The organism is Kitasatospora sp. NPDC002965, assembly GCF_040611255.1.
GTDB lineage: Bacteria > Actinomycetota > Actinomycetes > Streptomycetales > Streptomycetaceae > Kitasatospora.
This window is the reverse complement of record NZ_JBEXNT010000105.1, coordinates 1-21,541: the sequence shown is the minus strand read 5'-3', so window position 1 is coordinate 21,541 and position 21,541 is coordinate 1. Positions and strand designations below refer to the sequence as shown.

Below are 21,541 nucleotides of genomic sequence, written 5' to 3'. Positions count from 1 at the left end.
CCACAGGGCGGGCCCGCCACAGCAGCGTACGCGGCCGGGCCCGCCGGGGCGCGCCCCGGCGCCACCGGTTCCGGCCGCCGGCGCCGCCTTCCGGCTGCTGCTCGGCGTCTCGCCGGGCGTGTGCGGGCCCGGGCCGGGGGGCTCCGGGTCTCCTGCGTCCGACGGACGCTCGGCGGGGTGGAGGCCGCCTCCGCGAACGGCACGGTCCGGTTCGACCGGAGCACCGGTCTGCTGCGCCGAGCCCGGGGCGGGTTCGGGGCGCGTGTCCCGGACCCGCCCCGGATCGTTGGAACCGGAGTCGAGCCGTTCCCGCACCCGGCCCGCACCCGGCCCGTCCTCGTTCCCGTCCGTTCCTCCCCGCTTCCTCTTCCCCTCCTCCTCCCCGCCCCTCCGGAGCCCCGATGCCCGCCCGCCTGCCCTCGCTCACCGGGCTCCGGTTCTGGGCCGCGCTGCTGGTCGTCGTCTACCACCTGGCCCGCAAGGTCGGCGAGGTGCCCGTCCTCGGCCCGCTCGGCTGGTACGGCCGGAGCGGGGTGACCTTCTTCTTCGTCCTCTCCGGCTTCGTCCTCGCCTGGACGTACGACGGCGTGCCGACCGCTCCGGGCCGCTTCGCCCGCCGCCGGTTCGCCCGGATCTGGCCGCTGCACGCGCTCACCACCGCGCTCTCGCTCGGTGCCGGCGCCGCCCTCGGCGCCGTCCTGCCGCTCGCGGCGGTCCTCTGGTCGCTGCCGCTCCTGCACACCTGGGCCCCCGGGACGGTGTTCGGCGGCAACCCGGCCGCCTGGTCGCTGGGCGCCGAGGCCTGGTTCTACCTGCTCTTCCCCTTCCTCCTGCGGGCCCTGGCCGGGCGCCGCCGGCTCTGGACGCCGCTCGCCGCGCTCTGCGCGGCGGTCGGCCCGGCGCTGTGGCTGGCCGGTCCGCTGCTGCCGGCCGACCCGGCCGTCCGCGGCTGGCTGCTCGACTACCTGCCGCTGACCCGCACCCCGCAGTTCGTACTCGGCGTGGTCGCCGGGCTGGCCGTCCGGCACGGGCTGCTCCCCCGCGTCCCGCTCGCCCCGGCCGCGGCGGCGGTGGCCGGCTGGCACCTGCTGCTGGTGCCGTGGCACACGGCCGCGCCGGACTCCGTCTGGTGGGGCCCGTACAGCGCCGCACAGCTCTTCCCGGCCCCGCTGTTCGCCGTCCTGCTGACGGCCGCCGCGCAGCGGGACCTCGGGCCGGCCGGCGGGCCGCGGCTGCTGGCCGGGCGGACGGCCGTCCGGCTCGGCGAGTGGTCGTACGCCTGGTACCTGGTGCACGAGATCGGCATCCGCTGCTGGCTGCACGCGGCCGGCCGGCCCGCGCCCGGGGCCGTGGCGGCGACGGCGGCCGTCTGGCTGCTGCTGGCCGGTGTCTCGCTCCTGGCCGCCGGTGCGCTGTACCACGGGGTCGAGCGCCCCTGCGAGCGCCTGCTGCGCGGCACGCCCCGGCACGGCGGAGCGCCGCTGCCGCGCCACCCGGTGCGGGTGGTGCGGCAGCGGCGCTCGCCGGTGACGCGGGATCAGCCCTCCGCGGAGCCGTCCAGGTTCACGTAGGCGTAGAAGACGCCCAGGTCGTAGCCGTCCTTGTCGGTGTCGAACTTGATGGAGATGTCGGTGTCCCCGTTGCGCAGGTAGGGCGAGATGTCCCACCGGTTGGAGTCGTAGCCGAAGTTGTTGCGGTTGTACGGGTTCCGGGCGAACTGGTCGGCCGGGGCCAGCTCCTCGATGGTGGAGTTGAACGAGTCGTCGACCGGGTGGTTCACGTCCTGGAAGGGTGTCAGCGGACCGTTGGTGGACTTCATGGCGAGGGTGTCGCCGGTCCACTTCAGGTCACCGTCGTAGACCACGAAGCCGAGCTTGCCCGCGACCGGACCGGTGGCCGGGGTCCGCAGCCCGCCGAGTGTGAACTCGCGCGGCGGGCTGTCCGGCAGCTCGACCTGGAAGCCGTCCCACAGGTGGACGTGGCGCAGCGGCTTGCACGGGTTCTCGTACGCGACCACGATCGTCCAGCCGCCCCAGCTGTGCGGCTTGACCACGGAGTCCATGTTGGCCGCGGTGTAGGTGCCGTTGCCGTGCTGCTTGACCAGGTCCGTGATGTCGGCGGAGGCCTGGTAGCTGCTCTCCTCGGTGGTGGTGATGTAGCCGATGGACGGCTGGTCGTTCTCGATGTTCCGGTACTGGCTCTCGCCCGGGAACTTCAGGTAGATCTCGTCGATCTGGCTCTCCGGCAGCACCGTGTCGCCGATGCCCCGGGTGCCGCCCCAGTACAGCCGGGCGTACTTGACCTGGGAGCCTTCGAGCAGGCCGAGGTCGGCGGAGCTGGCCGAGTAGATGGGGTCGCCCAGCGGGCCGACCGAACCGGGATCGATGTTGATGTACTTCATCTGGTAGTTGTTGTTGATCGGGCGGCTGCCCGCCCCGGTGCGGGCGTCCGCGCAGGCGGGCTGCGCCGGGTCGACCGGGGGCTGGCTCTCGTCACAGGTCATCAGCGAGTTGCTGATGCGGGTGACCGACCCGTGGAAGTCTCCCTGGAACCGGGTGGTGAAGGGCAGCGGGTTCGAGGCGATGGTGTCGGCGCGCAGCTCCGGGCCCTTCGGGCCCGACCCGCGGGCGTCGGCGACCGGGCCGGACAGCAACTGTCCCGCGACGGCGGCGACGGCGACCCCCGCGATCCCGATCCGGCGGGCGATCAGACGGGAGGCGGCGGCGCGGCTGACGATGGAGGAGGGCATGCGGTCCTCTTCAGGTGGGAGGGGTTGATCACGCTTATCGGATCACAACCCACCGTCACACTCTCCTCACATTCCGCCATCGGGGTTCGCACCCACCCGAACGGCGGGCCCGCCGTCATCCATTCGAACGACAGCGGGCCCGGGGGTCCTTGACTTGGCGTCAGCCTCAGAGCACCTGGAGGTTCTTCCGCAGCTCGAACGGCGTCACCTCGGAGCGGTACTCCTCCCACTCCTGGCGCTTGTTGCGGAGGAAGAAGTCGAACACGTGCTCGCCCAGGGTCTCGGCGACGAGCTCGCTGCGCTGCATGAGGTCGATGGCCTCACCGAGGTTCTGCGGCATCGGCTGGATACCGAGGGCCCGGCGCTCGGCGTCGGTGAGCGCCCAGACGTCGTCGTCGGCGCCGGGCGGGAGCTCGTAGCCCTCCTCGATGCCCTTGAGGCCGGCGGCCAGGGTGACCGCGTAGGCGAGGTACGGGTTGCAGCCGGTGTCCAGCGAGCGGACCTCGACCCGGGTGGAGCCCTGCTTGCCCGGCTTGTACATCGGGACGCGGATCAGCGCGGAGCGGTTGTTGTGCCCCCAGCAGATGTACGAGGGGGCCTCGCCGCCGGCGCCGGCGGTGCGCTGCGAGCCGCCCCAGATCCGCTTGTAGGAGTTCACCCACTGGTTGGTGACGGCGGCCGTCTCGGCGGCGTGCCGCAGCAGGCCGGCGATGAAGGAGCGGCCGACCTTGGAGAGCTGGTACTCCGCACCGGACTCGTGGAAGGCGTTGCGGTCGCCCTCGAACAGCGAGAGGTGGGTGTGCATGCCCGAGCCCGGGTGGTCGGAGAAGGGCTTCGGCATGAAGCTGGCGTGCACGCCCTGCTCCAGCGCGACCTCCTTCATCACCAGACGGAAGGTCATGATGTTGTCGGCGGTGGAGAGTGCGTCGGCGTACCGCAGGTCGATCTCCTGCTGGCCGGGCGCGCCCTCGTGGTGCGAGAACTCGACCGAGATGCCCATCGACTCCAGCATGGTGATCGCCTGGCGGCGGAAGTCGTGGCCCACCCCGCGCGGGGTGTGGTCGAAGTAGCCCGACTGGTCGGCGGGGATCGGCGCGGTGCCGTCGCCGGGCAGGTTCTTCAGCAGGAAGAACTCGATCTCGGGGTGCGTGTAGAAGGTGAAGCCCTGGGCGGAGGCCTTCTCCAGGGTCCGCTTCAGCACGAACCGCGGGTCGGCGAAGGAGGGCGAGCCGTCCGGCATCAGGATGTCGCAGAACATCCGGGCCGTACCGGGCGTCTCCGAGCGCCACGGCAGGATCTGGAAGGTGGTCGGGTCCGGCTTGGCGATCATGTCCGACTCGTAGACCCGGGCGAATCCCTCGATCGCCGAGCCGTCGAACCCGATGCCCTCCTCGAACGCCTGCTCCAGTTCGGCCGGCGCCACCGCGACCGACTTCAGGAACCCCAGCACGTCGGTGAACCACAGCCGGACGAACCGGATGTCACGCTCTTCGAGCGTCCGAAGCACGAACTCCTGCTGCTTGCCCATGGGGACAGTCTCACCTCTGCTCTTTACGTTCGTGTTACGCCCGGAAACCACCCCGACAGCGACTGACCCCCATCATGGCGGATCGCCGCGGCCGAAGGCAGCGGCAACCCCGGCCGAGACATTGCGTCAGATCGACGATTACACTCGGGGGCATGCCCAATCTCCGTCTCGCCCTCTGCCAGACCGACCCGTGGGTCGGTGACATCGCACGCAACAGCGATGAGGTGGTGCACTGGACCAAGCAGGCCGTCGAGGCCGGTGCCCAGCTGGTCGCGTTCCCCGAGATGGCCCTCACCGGATACCCCGTCGAGGACCTCGCCCTGCGCCGTTCGTTCGTGGAGGCGTCCCGGTCCGGACTGGTCGAACTGGCCGAACGGCTCGCCGGCGAGGGGCTCGGCGAGGTGCCGGTGCTGGTGGGGTACCTCGGGCGGTCCGAGCAGGCCTCGCCCCGGTTCGGCCGGCCGGCGGGGTCGCCGCAGAACTGCGCGGCGGTGCTGTTCCACGGCGAGGTGGTCACCCGCTTCGCCAAGCACCACCTGCCGAACTACGGCGTGTTCGACGAGTTCCGCTGGTTCGTCCCCGGCGACCAGCTGCCGGTGCTGCGCCTGCACGGCGTGGACGTCGCGCTCGCGATCTGCGAGGACATCTGGCAGGACGGCGGCCGGGTGACCGCGGCCCGCGAGGCCGAGGCCGGTCTGCTGCTGGTGATCAACGGCTCGCCGTACGAGCGGAACAAGGACGACGTCCGGCTGGAGCTGGTGCGGCGCCGGGCCGCCGAGGCGGGCTGCGCGCTCGCGTACGTGAACATGGTCGGCGGCCAGGACGAGCTGGTCTTCGACGGCGACTCGATCGTGGTCGGCACGGACGGCGACGTGCTGGCCCGTTCGCCGCAGTTCGAGGAGCACCTGCTGGTCCTGGACCTCGACCTGCCGGCCGCCAGCAGCGACCACACCGACGGGCTGCTGCTCGCCGACGGCCTGCACCTGGTCCGCACCGAGCTGGCCGGGACGGCCGGGACGGCCGACGCCGCGCCGGCGCCCCGGGCCGAGGTCGCGCCGCGGCTGAGCGACGAGGCCGAGATCTGGGCGGCGCTGGTCGCCGGCACCGGGGCGTACGTGCGCAAGAACGGCTTCCGCTCGGTACTGATCGGTCTCTCCGGCGGCATCGACTCGGCGCTGGTGGCGGCCCTCGCGGTGGACGCGATCGGCGCGGAGAACGTGTACTGCGTCTCGATGCCGAGCCGCTACTCGTCGCAGCACTCCCGTGACGACGCGGCCGAGCTGGCCCGCCGCACCGGCCTGAACTTCCGGACGGTCTCGATCGCCCCGATGTTCGACGCCTACCTGGCGGCCACCGACCTGACCGGTCTGGCCGAGGAGAACCTGCAGTCCCGGCTGCGCGGCACCCTGCTGATGGCGATCTCCAACCAGGAGGGGCACATCGTGCTCGCGCCCGGCAACAAGAGCGAGCTCGCGGTCGGCTACTCCACGCTCTACGGCGACTCGGTGGGCGCGTACGGCCCGATCAAGGACGTCTACAAGTCGCTGATCTTTCGGCTGGCCCACTGGCGCAACGAGGAGGCCGAACGGCGCGGGGAGGTGCCTCCGATCCCGGAGAACACCATCAGCAAGCCGCCGTCCGCCGAGCTGCGGCCGGACCAGAAGGACACCGACTCGCTGCCCGACTACGACCTGCTGGACACCGTGCTCGGCCTCTACGTGGAGGGCGACCAGGGCCGGGACGCGATCGTGGCGGCGGGCTTCGACCCGGCGGTGGTCGACCGGGTGGTCCGGCTGGTCGACACCGCCGAGTACAAGCGGCGGCAGTACCCGCCGGGCCCGAAGATCTCGGTCAAGGGCTTCGGCCGGGACCGCCGCCTCCCGATCACCAACCGGTGGCGGCGCGGCTGACCGGGAGCGGCACGGCGGGACCGGGTCACCGGTACCGGTAGGTGGCGGCCACCGCGAGGTGGTCGCTGCCGTCCCGGTCCAGGGTGCGGGAGTCGGTCGGCTTCAGGCCGCCCTTGCTCATGATCTGGTCGATCCTGGCCATCGGGAGGGCCGCCGGCCAGCTGAAGCCGAACCCGTCGCCGGCGGCGCCCTGGGCCGAGCGCATCTGCGAGGTGATCGGGGCCAGGCTGCGGTCGTTCATGGTGCCGTTGAGGTCGCCGAGCAGCAGGACCTTCTTCAGGGGGTCGGCCTGGATGGCGTCGCCGAGGGCCTGGGCGCTGGCGTCCCGCTGGTTGACGGTGAAGCCGCCCTCGGCCCTGAGCCGGACCGACGGCAGGTGCGCGACGTACACCCCGACCGGTCCCTGCGGGGTGGTGACCTGCGCGCGGAACGCCCTGGTCCAGCCCATCTTGATGTCGACCACCGCGACCTCCCCGATCGGGTACTTCGACCAGAGGCCGACGGTGCCCTCGACCGCGTGGTACGGGTAGGTGTCGGCGAGCTCGCTCTCGAAGGTGCGCCGCGCCTTGGACTCCAGCTCCTGCAGCGCGACGATCTGCGCGCCGGACCCCTCCAGCAGCCGTACGGTGCTCGGCAGGTCGGTGTTCCCGGCGGCCACGTTGTGGCTGAGGACCGTCCAGTCGCCGGCTCCGCCGCTCTTGTCGGTGAGCAGGCCGCCGAACAGGTTGACCCAGATCGCCACCGGCAGCAGCAGGGCGATCAGTGCGGTGGCCGAGCGCCGCAGCAGGGCGGGGACGAGCAGCACCGGCACGGCCAGGCCGAGCCAGGGCAGGAAGGTCTCCAGCAGGCTGCCCAGGTTGCCGACGCTGTTCGGCACCTCGGCGTGGAACGCCAGCAGCGCCGCGGTCAGCAGGGCCAGGGCGGCGACCACCAGGCCGCGTCGCCAGGTACGGCTCCCCCGGGCGTCCCGGCCCCAGCCGCGCAGGGCGAGGAAGCCGGGCGCCGGGCGCCGGGCGGACCCTTGGTCACCGGCCTCCGCCGCCGCCATGAGATCCGTCCTGTCCGCCTGCGCCATACCGTGGCTCCCGTCTTTCACGCCGTCTGTCCGGTCCGATGTCCGCCGCCGCCGAGCGGCGGGCGGCGTGCCGGACTGGTGCCGGTTTGGTCGGATTCCCGGCTCAGCCTATGCCGGGACAGACGTCCGGCCGGTGGACCGGGGTTCCGGCGCGGCCGGGTTTGGTGAGCCATGCCACGTCGACCCGGGCGGACCGGCGACGCGGGCCGGTGACCGGACCGACGGCGGCCGGGTCACGGCCCGCCCCGGCCCCGCCGGGGTGGTTCAGGAACCCCCGGCGCGGAACGCCGGGCCGCCGAGTCCCTCCAGGACGGCGTCGACCATCCGGACCGCCAGCTCCGGGTCCTCCAGGTCGGAGTCGTCCCAGAGGATGCTGCGGGCGAGGATCGGCCCGAGCAGCATGTCGCCGAGCAGCTCCTCGTCGAGGTCGGACCGGAGCAGACCGTCGGCGACTCCCCGGCGGACCACCTGCCGGGCCAGCTCCCGGCGCGGGCCGATCACCCGTTCGCGGTACGCGGTGTGCAGCTCGGGCCAGCTCTGCATCTGCCCGAGCGCGACCTTGAGCACCCAGCGGGAGCGCTTGGCCAGGCCCCGCATCCGCATGTACTCGACCATCGCGATCAGGTCGTCGCGCGCGGAGCCGCCGCTCGACTCGGGGACCGGCGCCTCCATCCGGTGGAGCATGTCGACCAGCAGGGCCTCCTTGTTGGGCCAGCGCCGGTAGATGGTGGCCTTGCCGACGCCGGCGGCGGTGGCGATGCCCTCGATGGTCAGCGCGGACAGGCTGGTGCCGGCCGCCATCAGCTCCTCGACCGCGGCGAAGATGGCCTGCTCGGCGGCCTCGCTGCGGGGTCGGCCGCGCCGCGGCCCGACGGAGGCCGGCTCGGCCGTGGGGTCCGTCTTCATCCCGCTCTTCTCCCTGGCTCCTCGCGGACACACGACGTCGCTCCACTCCCGGTTCTCCCGCCCACGACCGGGACGGGCCGAGACCCCGGTACGGACGGCGGCCCCGCCGCTCCGGACGTTCCGAAGCGGGCAGGGCCCCCATTCTCGCTCAGCGGTGCCGCAGGTCAGACGCCCGCCGTTACGGCCGGGCGCCCGCCGGCACGGTCCGGAGCCCACCGGCACGGGCGGGCACCCGCCGGAACGGTCAGGCGTCCGCGACGGCGGACTTCCGGTCCGGACCGCTCTGGCCGGGGAGCCGCTGCCCGCCGGCCGCCGCCGCGCCCGGACCGCCCTGCCCCGCCGGGCCGCCAGCCGGGCCGCCCACCGGCACCCGGCCGGGGAGCAGGAACCAGGCCAGCAGGGCCCCGACGGCGAGGATCCCGGCCGAGAGCCCGGCCACCACGTGCATGGCGTGGATGAAGGAGTCGTTCGCCGGGCCGATCAGGTCCTGGCCCTTCTCCCCGAGCCGCCCGGCGACGGCCCGGGTGGCCTCCAGCGACTCGCCCGCCTTCTCCCGCAGCTCCTCGGTGGGCAGCTGCGCCAGCCGGTCGGACATGCCGTCGCGGTAGACGGCGGAGAGCACGGCGCCGAGCACCGCGACCCCGAGCGAACCGCCGACCTGGCGGAACGTGTTGTTGACCGCCGAGCCGGCACCGGCCTTCTCGCGCGGCAGCGAGCCCATGATCGCGACGGTGACCGGCGGCATGACGTGCGCCATGCCGGTGCCCATCAGCAGGCCGAGCACGATCAGCACCCAGATCGGGGTGGTGGCGCTCAGCAGCATGTAGCCGAGGAAGCCGGCCGTCATCAGGACCATGCCGCCGGCGCAGGTGGCGCGGACGCCGAACCGGTCGACCACCAGGCGGGCCCGCGGGGCGAACAGCAGCTGGGCGACCGCGAGCGGCAGCATCAGCAGGCCGGCCTGCAGCGCGGTGTACTCACGCACGCTCTGGATGTAGAAGACGCCGAAGAACGAGACGCCCATCAGCCCGAAGAAGACCACGCCGATGACGACCACGGAGGCGCTGAAGACCCTGTTGCGGAACCAGCTGATGTCCAGCGCGGGACTCTCGGTACGGCTCTCGAAGACCACGAAGGCGGCCAGCGCCACCACACCGAGCAGGACCGGTCCCCAGGCCTCGACGACCGTGAAGTCGGCCAGCTCGCCGCCCTTGATGATGCCGTAGATCAGCGCCACCAGGCCGATGATGGAGAGCAGCACGCCGATCGGGTCGAGCCGGCCCGGCTTCGGGTCCTTGGACTCGGGGACGAGCAGCACCATCGCGACGAGCGCGACGATCACCACCGGCACGTTGATCAGGAAGACCGAGCCCCACCAGAAGTGCTCGATCAGCAGGCCGCCGGTGATCGGGCCGATGGCTATGGCCAGGCCGACGGCGCCGGCCCAGATGCCGATCGCCTTGGGCTGCTCGGACCGCTCGAAGACGTTCATGATGATGGCGAGCGTGGCGGGCATCGCCAGCGCACCGCCGACACCCATCAGCGCGCGGTAGCCGATGAGTTCGGCCGGCGTGCTGGCCATCGCGGAGAGCAGCGAGGCGATCCCGAAGACCGCCATGCCGGCCAGCAGGGCCCGCTTCCGGCCGAAGCGGTCACCGAGCAGGCCGGAGGTGAACAGCAGCCCGGCGAAGACCAGGGTGTACGAGTTGATCGACCATTCGAGGTCGCTCTGGCTGGCGCCGATCCCGGTGGGCGCCGGCGACGCGATGGTCTTCATCGCGACGTTGAGGATCGAGTTGTCGAGCACGACGACGAGCAGGGCGAGCACGAGAGTGCCCAGGATCGCCCAGCGCCGGCGGTGGATGGCTTCCGGCACGCGGGGTGGCGCGGCTGCGGTGGTCATTGGTTTTCCCGTCCGTGGTACGGCGTGACACTGGCGGGTATTTCCGAGCCGCTTACGTCTCGTAACCCCCTCGGTCAGCGTAGCGTCCTTTTCGATACGAGACGAATCCGTTTCGTAAAGACCGGGCAAAGCTCCGCACCCGTCACGCGCCCGTCACGCCCGGTCCGCCCCCGGGTCCGGTGTGTCCTGGATCGCACCGCACGGCTTGCGCGCCTCTTTGCGCCCGCGCCGGGGCGTGCAAGCATGGAGGGGATCCGGGGACGCCGCACGGCGCCACGAGACGACAACCTTTCAGGAGCCTGTTCGATGAACGCTTCTCCGCCTTCGCCTGCCCAGAACCAGGCGTCGACCGCCACCCTCTACGGTGGGGTCACCAATCGCCGCGTCACCGTCCGCGACCTCTCCGGCGCCAAGCAGCGCCGTGAGAAGTGGTCGATGCTGACCGCCTACGACGCCCTCACCGCAGGCGTCTTCGACGAGGCCGGCACCCCCGTTCTGCTGGTCGGCGACTCCGCCGGCAACTGCCACCTCGGCTACGAGACCACCGTGCCGGTGACCATGGACCAGATCGTCATGCTGGCCGCCGCCGTCGTCCGCGGCACCAAGCGGGCGATGATCGTCGCCGACCTGCCGTTCGGCTCGTACCAGGAGTCCGCGGCCCAGGCCATGCACAACGCGGTCCGGCTGATGAAGGAGGCCGGGGTCGGCGCGGTCAAGCTGGAGGGCGGCGAGCGCAGCGCCCGCGCGATCGAGCTGCTGGTCGAGGCCGGTATCCCGGTGATGGCGCACATCGGCCTCACCCCGCAGTCGGTGCACGCGCTCGGCGGATACCCGGTCCAGGGCCGCGGCGACGAGGCGGCGCACCAGCTGCTGCGCGACGCCAAGGCCGTGCAGCAGGCCGGCGCCTTCGCGGTGGTCCTGGAGGCGGTGCCCGCCGAGCTGGCCGCCCGGGTCACCGAGCAGCTCGCCGTCCCGACCGTCGGCATCGGCGCGGGTGCGGACACCGACGCGCAGGTCCTCGTCTGGACCGACATGGCCGGCATGACGGCGGGCCGGGTGCCCAAGTTCGTCAAGCAGTACGCCAACCTGCGGGCCGTCCTCGGCGAGGCCGCCCGCGAGTTCGCCGCGGACGTGCAGTCCGGTGCCTTCCCCGCCCCGGAGCACACCTTCCACTGACCCGAACCGCGCCCGGGGTCCCGTCGGCCGGCCGGCGGGACCCCGGGCGCGGCGCACCCGCACGAGGGCACACCGCCCGGCGGCACACCGGCCGGGTCCGCGGCGCGGGCGCACCGCCGGCGGGATGACAGCAGCCCGACAGCGGCCGGCGGACTCCGCGGGGGGAGGGACCGGACGCTGACAGCGGGCTGACAGCGGGGCCGGACAACCTAGGGGCATGACACGAATCGCCACCGCCCCGAACGACCGGGGGCCCGCCGCGGGAAATGCTGTCGAGGTCCGCGGCATCGTCAAGCACTTCGGCGCCACCAAGGCGCTCGACGGTGTCGACCTCACCGTCCGCGAGGGAACCGTGCTCGGCGTGCTCGGCCCCAACGGCGCCGGCAAGACCACCCTGGTCCGCGTTCTCTCCACCCTGATCAAGCCCGACGCCGGCACCGCCTTCGTCGGCGGCTTCGACGTCCTGCGCCAGCCCAAGCAGCTGCGCCGCACGATCGGCCTCACCGGCCAGTACGCCTCCGTCGACGAGATGCTCTCCGGCTACGAGAACCTCTACCTGATCGGCCGGCTGCTCGACCTCTCCCGCAAGGACGCCAAGGCCCGCGCCGCCGAACTGCTGGAGCGGTTCTCGCTCACCGACGCCGCCAAACGGGTCGCCAAGACGTACTCCGGCGGCATGCGCCGCCGCCTCGACCTGGCCGCCTCGATGATCGGCCGCCCCCGGGTGCTCTACTTGGACGAGCCCACCACCGGCCTGGACCCGCGGACCCGCAACGAGGTCTGGGACGAGGTGCAGCGGATGGTCTCCGAGGGCTCCACCGTGCTGCTCACCACCCAGTACATGGAGGAGGCCGAGCAGTTGGCCGACGAGCTGACCGTCATCGACCGCGGCCGCGTGATCGCGGCCGGCGGGGTGGCCGAGCTCAAGGCCCAGGTCGGCGGCCAGACCCTCCAGGTCCGCCCGACGCACCGCGCCGAGCTGCCCGAGATGGCCCGCTGCCTGCACGACAGCGGCATAGCCACCGCCACCTTCTCCACCGACACCGGCCTTCTCTCCGTGCCGATCACCGGCGAGGAGCAGCTCACCGCCGTGGTCGGGGTCCTCGGCACCCGCGGGTTCGCCATCGCCGGCATCGACACCAAGGTGCCCAGCCTCGACGAGGTCTTCCTCGCCATCACCGGCAAGCCCGCGGACCGTCCGGCCCCCGTGGACTCCGTCCCCAGCCTCGCCAAGGAGCCCGTCGCATGACCACCGCCACGCTCACGCCCTCCCGGGCGGAGGACACCCGGATCGGCCTCTCCGGCCACCTGCGGCACGTCGGCGCGCTGACCCGCCGCAACCTGATGCGGATCAAGGCCGACCCCGAGTCGATGTTCGACGCGGTGCTGATGCCGATCATCTTCACCGTGCTGTTCGTCTACGTCTTCGGCGGCGCCATCTCGGGCGGCCAGGACGCCTACAAGCAGTACATGATCCCCGGCCTGCTCGGGCAGACCGGCATCACCCTGGCGATGGCGGTCGGCACCGGTCTGAACAGCGATTTCCAGACCGGGGTGATGGACCGGTTCCGCACCCTGCCGATCGGCCGCTCGTCCGTGCTGCTCTCCAAGATCGGCGCGGAGACCTGCCGGGCGCTCGTCTCCTTCACCATCCTGATCGGGTTCGCGCTGATCCTCGGGTTCGAGGTGAAGACCGGCCCGCTGGAGGTCCTGGCCGCGATCGGTCTGTCACTGCTGTTCGGGATGTCCGTCGTCTGGATCTCGATGCTGCTCGGCATGGCGCTGAAGAGCGCCCAGGCCGTCCAGGGGGTTTCCATGCTGGTCCTGATGCCGCTCCAGTTCGGCAGCTCGATCTTCGCGCCGACCGACACCATGCCCGGCTGGCTGCAGTCCTTCACCAAGGTCAACCCGCTCTCCGCGCTGGCCGACGCCTGCCGCCACCTGCTGAACGGCGACGGGCCGGTGGCCCACCCGGTGCTCATCGTGCTGGCCTGGTCGGTCGGCATCACCGCGGTCTTCGCGCCGCTCGCCGTGGCCCGCTTCCGCAAGCGGACCTGAGCGGCGCACCCGATGCGGCCCGGGGACGTCCGGGGGGACCTCCCCGGGGCCGCACCACAGGACAGGCCGGCCGGGCCGGGGGGACGGGACGGAACCCCCGGCGCGGTCGGCCGAACCGGCCGGTCCGGCCGGCCGGTCGGATCAGCCGGCCGGGCGGACCGGCCCGCCGGCTCCGTCGTCGGGCCAGAGGGCCAACCGGTCGAGCAGCTCTCCGCTCTCCGTCACCGACAGCCCGTGCCCCTCGGCGAAGGCCGCCTCGAACGCCTCGTCACCGAGCATCCCGCGCAGGCTCCGCTCGGCCCGCACCCGCTCGACCCGGTCCAGGTAGCCGCCCTTCGGCCCGCTCAGCCCGGCGTGCGCGCCGAGCAGCGTCGCCGCCCGGCGGGCCGGCTCGTGGTCCCCGTCGCGCTGGGCGAAGGCGTCCAGCACCCCGATCACGGGCGGCATCATCATCACCGACATCTGCTCGATGAATCCGCTCGCGCGGTCCTGCACCGTACGGAGCAGCTGTCGCCCCTGGGAGACGAGGTCGATCCCCTGTTCCGGATCCCCGGCGAGCGCGGTGATCCAGCCCCGGGTGACCGTCAGCATCCCGCCCATCACGTCCGGGGCGAACATGCCGAGCCTGCTCCAGTTCAGCTGGTCCAGCTCCGCGAGGGCCTCGTCGTAGGCGCCGCGATGGGTGGCGAGGCCGCAGAGCATCATCCGGCCGAACAGCAGGGCGCCGTTGGCCGCCTGGTTCTGTCCCGGCTCGACCCCGGCCAGCGTCGACCGGATCAGCCGCTCCCCCTCGGCCAGGTCCCTGCCCAGCATGGCGGAGCCCATGTGGACCCGGAGCATCGGCACCTCCTGCGGCGCACCCAGCTCCTCGGCCAGCTCGATCGCCCGCCGGTAGGCCTCGACGGCCTCCTCCGCGCGGCCCTCGTTGGCCAGCGACTCGCCGCGCGCGGCCAGCGCCTGGGACATCCCCCAGCGGTCGCCGGCCCGGCGGAACAGCTCCAGCGACTCCTCGCCGTCCCGGACGCTCTGCTCGGCGCCGTTCGGCCAGTCGTTCATCATCTTGGCCCGGATCTGCAGGATGAACGCCAGGTCGCCGGCCGCGCCGTACACCCGGCAGCCCTCGACCGCCTCGTCCAGCATCGTCTTCAGCCGGCCGAGCTCGCCGACCAGGAAGGCGCCGAAGACCCGCATCAACCCGGGGAAGCGGTAGGACTGCGGGAGGTCCGGGGTGTAGACCTCGGTGATCCGGCGCGCGGAGGAGATCGCCACCGGATCGGCCAGCACGTCCAGGCTCCCCTCGAACAGGCTGGCCAGCCGGTAGATGACGACCGCCCGGCGGGCCTCCGCGACGGCCTTCTCGGGCATCGGCGGCGAGTACTCCAGCACCCGCAGCTCCAGCGGCACCGGTGCGGGGGCGTCCGGCGCGAACGGGTCCGGGCCGATCGCCAGCACCGCGTCGTACCAGCCCCGGGCCTCCAGGCTGAAGCCGCGCAGCGACCAGTACCAGCTCATGCCCAGGGCGAGGACCAGCGCCTCGCCCTCGTCCTGCCGGTCGACGGCCCGGCGCAGCGCGGCCCGGATGTTGTCGTGCTCCCGTTCCAGCACGGTCAGCCAGCTCAGCTGCTCCGGGCCGTGGATGCTCAGGTCGGCGATCCGGACCAGCTCGCGGAAGTGGGCGACGTGGCGGCGCTCGGTCGCCTCCGCCTCCCCCGCCTCGGCGAGCCGCTCGTCCGCGTACTCGTGGATGGTCTCCAGCATCCGGTAGCGCGGCGGGCCGTCCCCGCCGAGGTCGGCGACCAGCAGCGACTTGTCGACCAGCGAGAACAGCAGGTCGGCGAACTCCTCGCGGGGCACCTCGGTCTCGTCCGAGCAGACCTCCTCGGCGTCCTCCAGGGTCCAGCCGCCGGCGAACACCGCGAGCCGGCGCAGCACCGCGCGTTCGCGCTTGCCGAGCAGGTCCCAGCTCCAGTCGACGACCGCGCGCAACGTCTGCTGGCGCGGCAGCAGGGTGCGGCTCCCGGCGGTGAGCAGGGCGAACCGGCCGTCCAGCCGGTCGGCGATCTGCCGGGCCGTCATCACCCGCAGCCTGGCGGCGGCCAGTTCGATGGCGAGGGGCAGGCCGTCCAGGCGCCGGCAGATCTCGGCGCAGGCCTCCGGGTCGCTCCGCGGGTCGAAGCCGGGGCGGGCGGCGGCGGCGCGTTCGGCCAGCAGCCGCAGCGCCACCGGGTCGGGCAGCGGCTCGACCGGCAGGACGGTCTCGCCGGGCACGCCGAGCGGCTCGCGGCTGGTGGCCAGCACGGTCAGGCCGGGGCACTCGGCGAGCAGGGTGTCGGCGAGGTCGGCGGCTGCCTGGATCAGGTGCTCGCAGTTGTCGAGGACGAGCAGCATCCGGCGGCGGCCGCAGTGCTCGACCAGCCGGCGCACCGGGTCGTCGCCGCGGTGCTCGATCACGTCGGCGACCATGCTGCCGGCGGTGTGCAGGACGGTCTCGCGCAGTCCGAGCGCCGAGACCACCGCACCCGGTACCGCGTCCGGGCGTTCCAGCGGGGCGAGTTCGGCCAGCCAGACGCCGTCCGGCCAGTGTCCGACGCCCTGTTCGACCCGGCCGGCCTCGATCGAGAGCCGGGTCTTGCCGGAGCCCCCGGGGCCGGTCAGGGTGACCAGCCGACTGGCCCCCAGCGCGGCCCGCAGGGCGGCGAGGTCGTTCTCCCGGCCGACGAAGCTGGTGAGCCGGCCGCGCAGGTTGCCGGCGCTGCGGACGGGCGGCGCCGGTTCGGCGCCGGTCTCGGGGCCTGCCCCGGTGGCGGCCCCGGAGGCGGCGCCGGACACGGGAGTCGCGTCCGCTGCCCCGGCGGCCCCGTCGGCGGGTGATCTGACGGCCTCGGCAGGGATCAGCAACTCGGCGTACAGGGACTGCAGTTGGCGGCCCGGGTCGACACCGAGCTCGTCCGCCAGCACGCGGCGGGTGTGGTCGTAGTGGCGCAGCGCCTCGGCCGTCCGGCCGCTCTCGTGCAGCGCGCGGACCATCAGGTACTGCACCGGCTCGTCCAACGGCTGCCGCTCGGTGAGTTCGGCGAGTTCGGCGACGAGCTCGGCGGCCCGGCCGAGGCCGAGGTCGGCGGTGATCCGGTGCCGGCGGGCCTCCTCGCGCTGGGCCTCCAGCCGGGTGGCCGGGCCGCTGCGGTCCGGCAGGTCGGCGAGGGCCGGGCCGCGCCAGAGCGCCAGAGCGGCCCGCAGCCGTTCGGCGGCCGAGACGTGGTCGCCCTGCTCCAGGGCGCCGCGGCCCTCACCGGCCAGCCGCTGGAACTCGGCGAGGTCGGTGTCCGGGTCGGTCAGCCAGTACCCGGCCGGGCCGGATCCGACCTGGTCGCGGCCGATGGTCCGGCGCAGCCGGCCCACCAGGGTCTGCAGCGCGGCCGAGGAGTCCTGCGGCGGCTCGGCGTCCCACACCTCGTCCACCAACAGGTCGGCCGGCACCGGCCGCCCCTGCCGCAGCGCGAGCGCCGCGAGGAGCGCGCGCAGCCGCGCACCGCCGAGTGGAACCGGGGTGCCGTCGTCGTGGTGGGCGGTGGTGGTGCCGAGGATGCCGTAGTGCACCGCACCATTCTGGTCGATCTGCGCCGCGCCCACGCACATTTGTCCGGGGCCCGCCCGTCCCGCCCCTCCGCCCGCCCGCTTCCTCCGCCTTCCCCCGCCTTCCCTCCACCTTGCGCCCCTGCGCGCGGAACCCGACGCGGGGCTCCGTTCGTTCACTCGGAACGGCTTGTCCGGCGGCGGGCCTGCCCGGCATGATCGACCCTTGCCCGCATTCCGGACCCGCGCACCCCGTCCCCAGACTCCCGGAGCTCCCACGCCATGACCTTCGCCGCCACGCAGCGCTCACGCAGCGAGGACCGCCGGATCAGCCCGGTGTTCTGGGTGCTGCTCGCGATCCTCGTCACCTCCGGCTGGGCGGTCTCCCAGGGGTACGGCAACGCCCGGTTCGGCGTCTTCCTGTTCGTGGTGGCCGGCTGGATGGTCTCGCTCTGCCTCCACGAGTACGCGCACGCGCGGACCGCGCTGCACGGCGGCGACCTCACCGTCGGCGCCAAGGGCTACCTGACCCTCAACCCGCTCAAGTACGCCAACGTGCTGCTCAGCTTCGTGCTGCCGATCGTCTTCGTGCTGCTCGGGGGCATCGGCCTGCCCGGCGGCGCGGTCTGGATCGAGCGGCACCGGATCCAGGGACGCCTCAAGCACAGCCTGATCTCGGCGGCCGGACCGCTGGTGAACCTGGCCGCCGCCGTGCTGCTGCTGGTCCCGGTGGGCGCCGGCTGGCTGGACGACCCCAAGGTGCACGCGGTCTGGAACGGCTACGAGCTGAACGTCTCGCCGCTGGCGCTGGGGCTGGGCTTCCTCGGCATGCTGCAGCTGAGCGCGACCCTGCTCAACCTGCTGCCGATCCCCGGCCTGGACGGCTACGGGATCCTCGAACCCTGGCTCTCGCACAAGACGCGGCGGGCCATCGAGCCCTTCGCGCCGTACGGCATGCTGGCGGTCTTCGCCCTGCTCTGGCAGCCCGAGGTGAACCACTGGTTCTTCGAGGCCGTCTACGGCGTGATGGAGCTGCTCGGCGTCGACCGGATCTACCCGCAGCTGGGCCACGAGCTGTTCATGTTCTGGAAGGACTGACGCCCGGCGCCGAAAGCACCCGGGGCCGACAGCGCCCGGGAGCCCGGAGCCGCCGCCCGCGCCTACGCGCCCTGGGCGGCCCGCTCGGCGGCGGCCCGGGTCTGCTTCTCGCGGCGCAGGTTCATCCAGAGCACGTTGCTGGCGATGCCCGCCAGCGGGAGCCAGATCAGGCCCAGCCACCACCCCTGCACCAGGGAGACCACGGAGGCGGCCAGCGCGAGGACGACGACGATCGAGGCGAGCAGGGACGTGCGGGGCATGGCGGGGGTCTCCTAGGACCGGGGGACGGACGGCCCCCATTGTCGCCGACCTCACCTCCGGACCGGGTCCAGGGGTGAGGCCGACGCTCCGGTGCGACGGTAGGACGGTAGGACGGGCAGGCGGTACGACGAGCCGACCAGCAGGCCCCTCCGGCGGGCCGGACCCCGGCGGCCGGCCCGCCGAGGACCGGACCCCGGGACCGGGGCGCCGGGGCGCCGAGGACCGGGGGGCCGGGGCGCCGAGGACCGGGGGGCCGGGGCGCCCGGCGATCAGACGTCGGTGATCCTCAGACCCGCGTGCGCCTTGTACCGGCGGTTGACCGAGATCAGGTTGGCGACCAGCGACTCCACCTGGTGCGCGTTGCGCAGCCGGCCCGCGAAGATGCCGCGCATACCGGGGATCCGCCCGGCCAGCGCCTGCACGATGTCGGTGGCGGCCCGCTCCTCGCCGAGCACCATCACGTCGGTGTCGATCTGCTCGACGGACTCGTCCTGCAGCAGCACCGCCGAGAGGTGGTGGAACGCGGCGGTGACCCGGGAGTCCGGAAGCAGGGCGGCTGCCTGCTGGGCGGCGCTGCCCTCCTCCGGGACGAGCGCGAAGGCGCCCTGCTTGTCGAAGCCGAGCGGGTTGACGCAGTCCACCACGATCTTGCCGACGAGCTCCTCGCGGAGCGCGGTGAGCGTGGCGGCGTGGCCGTCCCAGGGCACCGCGACGATCACGATGTCACTCTCCCGGGCGGTGGTGGCGTTGTCGGCGCCGCGTACTCCTAGGCCGAGCTCGGCCGCCGAGGCCTCCGCGCGGGCCGCGTCACGCGAACCGATGATCACCTGCTGACCGGCCTTGGCCAGCCGGTGGGCCAGCCCCCGCCCCTGGTCGCCGGTGCCGCCGAGGACACCGACCACCAGCTGCGAGACGTCCGGCAACTCGTGGGCCGGGTTTGTCGCTGAATCGAGGGAAGTCATGGGCCGATCCTGCCAAACCGGCGGCCCGCCGCGACATCCTGTCGGCCATGGACGCGGTGAGAGTTTCGGCACTCCGGGAGCGGCTGGCCGGAAGTGGCTGGCTGGAAGCGGTCGGCGGCTTCGCCGGCGCGCTGCGGCAGGCGGTCTCCCGGCGCGGCGCCGACGGGCTGCTACTGGTCGGCACCGAGGGGTACGAGCCCTGGCACCTGGCGGCCCACCTGGAGGACGAGGCCGCCTGGTCGGACGTCCCCCGGCTGGCCCCGACCCTGCTGCGGCACCGGGTGCCGGACCGGGCGCCGGCCCACCTGGCGCACGGCCTGCGCCGGCTGACCGAGGCCGGTCGCGGGGCGACGGTCCTGGTGGTCGCCCCGACGACGGCCGGCGCGCCGCTGCTGGAGCGGGTGCACGACGCCCGCCGGAAGGGCGCCACGGTGCTGGCGATGGACGGGGCGATGGACGGGGCGCCGGGCCGGGCCCTGCGGGGCGGGCCGGGTGGCCCCGACGGCGCGGTCCCCGGCCTCCCCGGTGCGGCCGGTACGAGCGGTCCGGCCGGTACGAGCGGCCTCGCCGGCGCGAGCGGTCTGGCCGACCTCGCCGCCCTGGCGCACCGGCGGCTGGCCGTCGGCACCGCCGAGGAGGAGCCCTTCGACCTGGCCCAGCACCTGGTCAGCGCCGCCGCCGGGCAGGCCCGGGCCCGGCGGTCGGCGCTCGACCGGCTGGCCGCCCTCGCCGGCCGGCTCACGGAGGGGCCCGCGATCAGCCGCTGGTGAACGCCACGGCCGCGCCACAGCGGCCCGCCCCCGGGAGACGCCGCCCCGCGGGGAGACCCCGGGGAGGCCCGGGCCACGTCCGGGGCGCGTCCGGGGCGCGTCCGGCCGGGCGAAAACCTGTTGCGACGCGGCGGATCACCCGCCGAAGATGGTCGTTCGTGAACGATGCCGACCATCCTCCGAGCGGTCGGGCGCGCTCCCTGCTGCGCTCGGTCGCCCCCGACCTCACCCCCTGGCGCTCCTCCCGGGACTTCCGCCTGCTCTGGTTCTCCGGCTGTGTGACCAGTCTGGGCAGCTTCCTGACGTACGTCGCCCTCCCTGTGCAGATCAAGGAACTGACCGACTCCTACGTCGCGGTCGGCCTGATCGGCGCCTTCGAGCTGGTCCCGCTGATCGTCTTCGGCCTCTGGGGCGGTGCCCTCGCCGACGCCCTGGACCGTCGCCGGCTGGTCCTCTTCGCCGAGGCCGGGCTCGGGGTGCTGAGCGCCCTGCTGCTGCTCAACGCGCTGCTGCCGACGCCCGTGCTCTGGCCGATCTACCTGGTGGCGGCACTGGTCGCCGCCGCCGACGGCCTGCAGCGCCCGGCTCTGGACTCGCTCACCCCGCGGATCGTCCCGCACGACCAGCTGACCGCCGCCTTCGCGCTCAACTCCCTGTACCGCAACGTCGGTTCCGTGGCCGGCCCGGCGCTGGCCGGCGTCATCGTGGCGTTCGCCGGGGTGCAGACCGCGTACGCGCTGGACGTGCTGACCTTCGGCGCCTCGCTGCTGTTGCTCGCCCGGATCCGGGCTGTGCCGCCGCCCACCGGTGCCGAGAAGCCGACCCTCCGGGCGGTGGTCACCGGCGTGAAGTACGCCTGGAGCCGGAAGGACCTGCTGGGCACCTACGCCATCGACCTGGTCGCCATGCTGTTCGCCTTCCCGGTGGCGATCTTCCCGTTCCTCGCCTCGGACCTGTCCGCGGACTGGGCGCTCGGCCCGATGTACGCGGCCTCGGCGGTCGGCGCCCTGGCCGTCTCGGCGACCAGCGGCTGGACGTCCCGGATCCACCGGCACGGCCGGATGCTGGTGCTGGCCGCCCTCGGCTGGGGCGCGGCGATCACGCTGGCCGGGTTCTCCGGCTCGGTCTGGCTGGTGCTGCTCTGCCTCGCCATGGCCGGTAGCGCCGACCAGATCAGCGGCATCGCGCGCTCCACCATGTGGAACCAGTCCATCCCGGACGAGGTGCGCGGCCGGATGGCCGGGGTGGAGCTGCTCAGTTACTCGGTCGGTCCGCAGCTCGGCCAGGTCCGGGCCGGCGGCATGGCCGGCCTGGTCGGTGTCCGCGCCTCGGTCTGGGCCGGCGGCGTCGCCTGCGTGGTGGGCGTGGTCGCACTCGCCGCGGCCCTGCCCAGCCTGCTCGGCTACGACGACCGCACCGACCCGAACGCCGCCGCCGTCCGCGCGGAGCACGAGCGGGCCGCGGCGCAGCGGGAGGAGAGCGAGCGGTCACCGGCGCGGCAGGGGGCCGCCGGCGCCTGAGGCCGCCCGCCCTGCCGTCGCGCCGGGACCGCGGGGCGCGCGGCCGTCGCGC

General features: G+C 73.4%; 16 protein-coding genes. 8 read left to right on the top strand and 8 right to left on the bottom strand.

Annotated features, from left to right (window positions below; genetic code table 11):
- Nucleotides 1–401: 401 nt before the first annotated feature.
- Nucleotides 402–1,571, top strand: coding sequence for an acyltransferase (locus tag ABZY91_RS30965; protein ID WP_355406131.1), 1,170 nt, complete (start codon nt 402–404; stop codon nt 1,569–1,571).
- Here the strand turns inward: ABZY91_RS30965 and ABZY91_RS30960 are convergent.
- Together ABZY91_RS30960 and ABZY91_RS30955 are read right to left on the bottom strand one after the other, a co-directional pair.
- Nucleotides 1,538–2,749 (bottom strand): hypothetical protein, encoded by a 1,212-nt coding sequence (locus ABZY91_RS30960; RefSeq protein WP_329951643.1) that lies wholly within the window; start codon nt 2,747–2,749, stop codon nt 1,538–1,540. The two genes, ABZY91_RS30965 and ABZY91_RS30960, sit on opposite strands and share 34 nt — an antisense overlap.
- 166 nt (nt 2,750–2,915) lie before the next feature.
- Entirely contained in the window at nt 2,916–4,277 is a 1,362-nt protein-coding gene (locus tag ABZY91_RS30955; protein ID WP_329878801.1) for a glutamine synthetase family protein, read from the bottom strand.
- 152 nt (nt 4,278–4,429) lie between these two features.
- Between ABZY91_RS30955 and ABZY91_RS30950 the strand changes: the two genes are divergently transcribed.
- Entirely contained in the window at nt 4,430–6,187 is a 1,758-nt protein-coding gene (locus ABZY91_RS30950; protein WP_355406128.1) for an NAD+ synthase, read from the top strand.
- A gap of 25 nt (nt 6,188–6,212) precedes the next feature.
- Here ABZY91_RS30950 and ABZY91_RS30945 read toward each other — a convergent pair whose 3' ends face one another.
- From ABZY91_RS30945 to ABZY91_RS30935, 3 genes are all read right to left on the bottom strand, one after another.
- Nucleotides 6,213–7,262 carry an endonuclease/exonuclease/phosphatase family protein gene (locus ABZY91_RS30945; RefSeq protein ID WP_355406126.1) on the bottom strand — a complete coding sequence of 350 codons (1,050 nt, stop codon included), beginning with the start codon at nt 7,260–7,262 and terminating at the stop codon, nt 6,213–6,215.
- A 264-nt stretch (nt 7,263–7,526) separates the two neighbouring features.
- Nucleotides 7,527–8,168 carry a TetR/AcrR family transcriptional regulator gene (locus ABZY91_RS30940; protein WP_329878806.1) on the bottom strand — a complete coding sequence of 214 codons (642 nt, stop codon included), beginning with the start codon at nt 8,166–8,168 and terminating at the stop codon, nt 7,527–7,529.
- Between the two features lie 244 nt (nt 8,169–8,412).
- Nucleotides 8,413–10,071, bottom strand: a complete 1,659-nt coding sequence (locus ABZY91_RS30935) for an MFS transporter (RefSeq protein WP_355406124.1) — start codon at nt 10,069–10,071, stop codon at nt 8,413–8,415.
- A gap of 306 nt (nt 10,072–10,377) precedes the next feature.
- Between ABZY91_RS30935 and panB the strand changes: the two genes are divergently transcribed.
- The 3 genes from panB (at nt 10,378) to ABZY91_RS30920 (ending at nt 13,305) form a co-directional block, all read left to right on the top strand.
- Nucleotides 10,378–11,247 carry a 3-methyl-2-oxobutanoate hydroxymethyltransferase gene (panB, locus tag ABZY91_RS30930; protein ID WP_355406122.1) on the top strand — a complete coding sequence of 290 codons (870 nt, stop codon included), beginning with the start codon at nt 10,378–10,380 and terminating at the stop codon, nt 11,245–11,247.
- A gap of 217 nt (nt 11,248–11,464) precedes the next feature.
- A complete protein-coding gene (locus tag ABZY91_RS30925) occupies nt 11,465–12,496 on the top strand; it encodes an ATP-binding cassette domain-containing protein (protein WP_355406120.1) in 1,032 nt (343 codons plus the stop codon).
- Complete coding sequence (locus tag ABZY91_RS30920; RefSeq protein ID WP_329878813.1) at nt 12,493–13,305, top strand: ABC transporter permease; 813 nt, start codon at nt 12,493–12,495, stop codon at nt 13,303–13,305. The genes ABZY91_RS30925 and ABZY91_RS30920 overlap by 4 nt, the downstream gene beginning before the upstream one ends.
- 141 nt (nt 13,306–13,446) lie before the next feature.
- Here the strand turns inward: ABZY91_RS30920 and ABZY91_RS30915 are convergent, their stop codons facing one another.
- Entirely contained in the window at nt 13,447–16,902 is a 3,456-nt protein-coding gene (locus ABZY91_RS30915) for a BTAD domain-containing putative transcriptional regulator (protein WP_355406118.1), read from the bottom strand.
- 258 nt (nt 16,903–17,160) lie between these two features.
- Here ABZY91_RS30915 and ABZY91_RS30910 point away from each other — a divergent pair, with 258 nt between their 5' ends.
- Nucleotides 17,161–17,976 (top strand): site-2 protease family protein, encoded by an 816-nt coding sequence (locus tag ABZY91_RS30910; protein WP_329951637.1) that lies wholly within the window; start codon nt 17,161–17,163, stop codon nt 17,974–17,976.
- Nucleotides 17,977–18,038: 62 nt separating this feature from the next.
- On the opposite strand, the gene ABZY91_RS30905 is transcribed toward ABZY91_RS30910, so the two are convergent.
- Both ABZY91_RS30905 and npdG read right to left on the bottom strand, forming a co-directional pair.
- Nucleotides 18,039–18,236 carry a hypothetical protein gene (locus ABZY91_RS30905; RefSeq protein WP_329878820.1) on the bottom strand — a complete coding sequence of 66 codons (198 nt, stop codon included), beginning with the start codon at nt 18,234–18,236 and terminating at the stop codon, nt 18,039–18,041.
- Between the two features lie 270 nt (nt 18,237–18,506).
- Nucleotides 18,507–19,199: an NADPH-dependent F420 reductase gene (gene npdG, locus ABZY91_RS30900; RefSeq protein WP_329878822.1), complete on the bottom strand. Its 693-nt coding sequence runs from the start codon at nt 19,197–19,199 to the stop codon at nt 18,507–18,509.
- A gap of 47 nt (nt 19,200–19,246) precedes the next feature.
- On the opposite strand from npdG, the gene ABZY91_RS30895 reads away from it, so the two are divergent.
- Both ABZY91_RS30895 and ABZY91_RS30890 read left to right on the top strand, forming a co-directional pair.
- Nucleotides 19,247–19,969 (top strand): hypothetical protein, encoded by a 723-nt coding sequence (locus ABZY91_RS30895; RefSeq protein ID WP_355406115.1) that lies wholly within the window; start codon nt 19,247–19,249, stop codon nt 19,967–19,969.
- 158 nt (nt 19,970–20,127) lie between these two features.
- Entirely contained in the window at nt 20,128–21,489 is a 1,362-nt protein-coding gene (locus ABZY91_RS30890) for an MFS transporter (protein WP_355406113.1), read from the top strand.
- The last annotated feature ends 52 nt before the right edge of the window (nt 21,490–21,541 follow it).

What these genes read in the sequence shown, in the direction of transcription:
- ABZY91_RS30925 (WP_355406120.1), top strand. Translation starts at nt 11,465, where the DNA reads ATGACACGAATCGCCACCGCCCCGAACGACCGGGGGCCCGCCGCGGGA.
- ABZY91_RS30965 (WP_355406131.1), top strand. Translation starts at nt 402, where the DNA reads ATGCCCGCCCGCCTGCCCTCGCTCACCGGGCTCCGGTTCTGGGCCGCG.
- ABZY91_RS30935 (WP_355406124.1), bottom strand. Translation starts at nt 10,071, where the DNA reads ATGACCACCGCAGCCGCGCCACCCCGCGTGCCGGAAGCCATCCACCGC.
- ABZY91_RS30910 (WP_329951637.1), top strand. Translation starts at nt 17,161, where the DNA reads ATGACCTTCGCCGCCACGCAGCGCTCACGCAGCGAGGACCGCCGGATC.
- ABZY91_RS30945 (WP_355406126.1), bottom strand. Translation starts at nt 7,262, where the DNA reads ATGGCGCAGGCGGACAGGACGGATCTCATGGCGGCGGCGGAGGCCGGT.
- ABZY91_RS30940 (WP_329878806.1), bottom strand. Translation starts at nt 8,168, where the DNA reads ATGAAGACGGACCCCACGGCCGAGCCGGCCTCCGTCGGGCCGCGGCGC.
- ABZY91_RS30950 (WP_355406128.1), top strand. Translation starts at nt 4,430, where the DNA reads ATGCCCAATCTCCGTCTCGCCCTCTGCCAGACCGACCCGTGGGTCGGT.
- ABZY91_RS30905 (WP_329878820.1), bottom strand. Translation starts at nt 18,236, where the DNA reads ATGCCCCGCACGTCCCTGCTCGCCTCGATCGTCGTCGTCCTCGCGCTG.
- npdG (WP_329878822.1), bottom strand. Translation starts at nt 19,199, where the DNA reads ATGACTTCCCTCGATTCAGCGACAAACCCGGCCCACGAGTTGCCGGAC.
- panB (WP_355406122.1), top strand. Translation starts at nt 10,378, where the DNA reads ATGAACGCTTCTCCGCCTTCGCCTGCCCAGAACCAGGCGTCGACCGCC.
- ABZY91_RS30920 (WP_329878813.1), top strand. Translation starts at nt 12,493, where the DNA reads ATGACCACCGCCACGCTCACGCCCTCCCGGGCGGAGGACACCCGGATC.
- ABZY91_RS30960 (WP_329951643.1), bottom strand. Translation starts at nt 2,749, where the DNA reads ATGCCCTCCTCCATCGTCAGCCGCGCCGCCGCCTCCCGTCTGATCGCC.
- ABZY91_RS30895 (WP_355406115.1), top strand. Translation starts at nt 19,247, where the DNA reads ATGGACGCGGTGAGAGTTTCGGCACTCCGGGAGCGGCTGGCCGGAAGT.
- ABZY91_RS30955 (WP_329878801.1), bottom strand. Translation starts at nt 4,277, where the DNA reads ATGGGCAAGCAGCAGGAGTTCGTGCTTCGGACGCTCGAAGAGCGTGAC.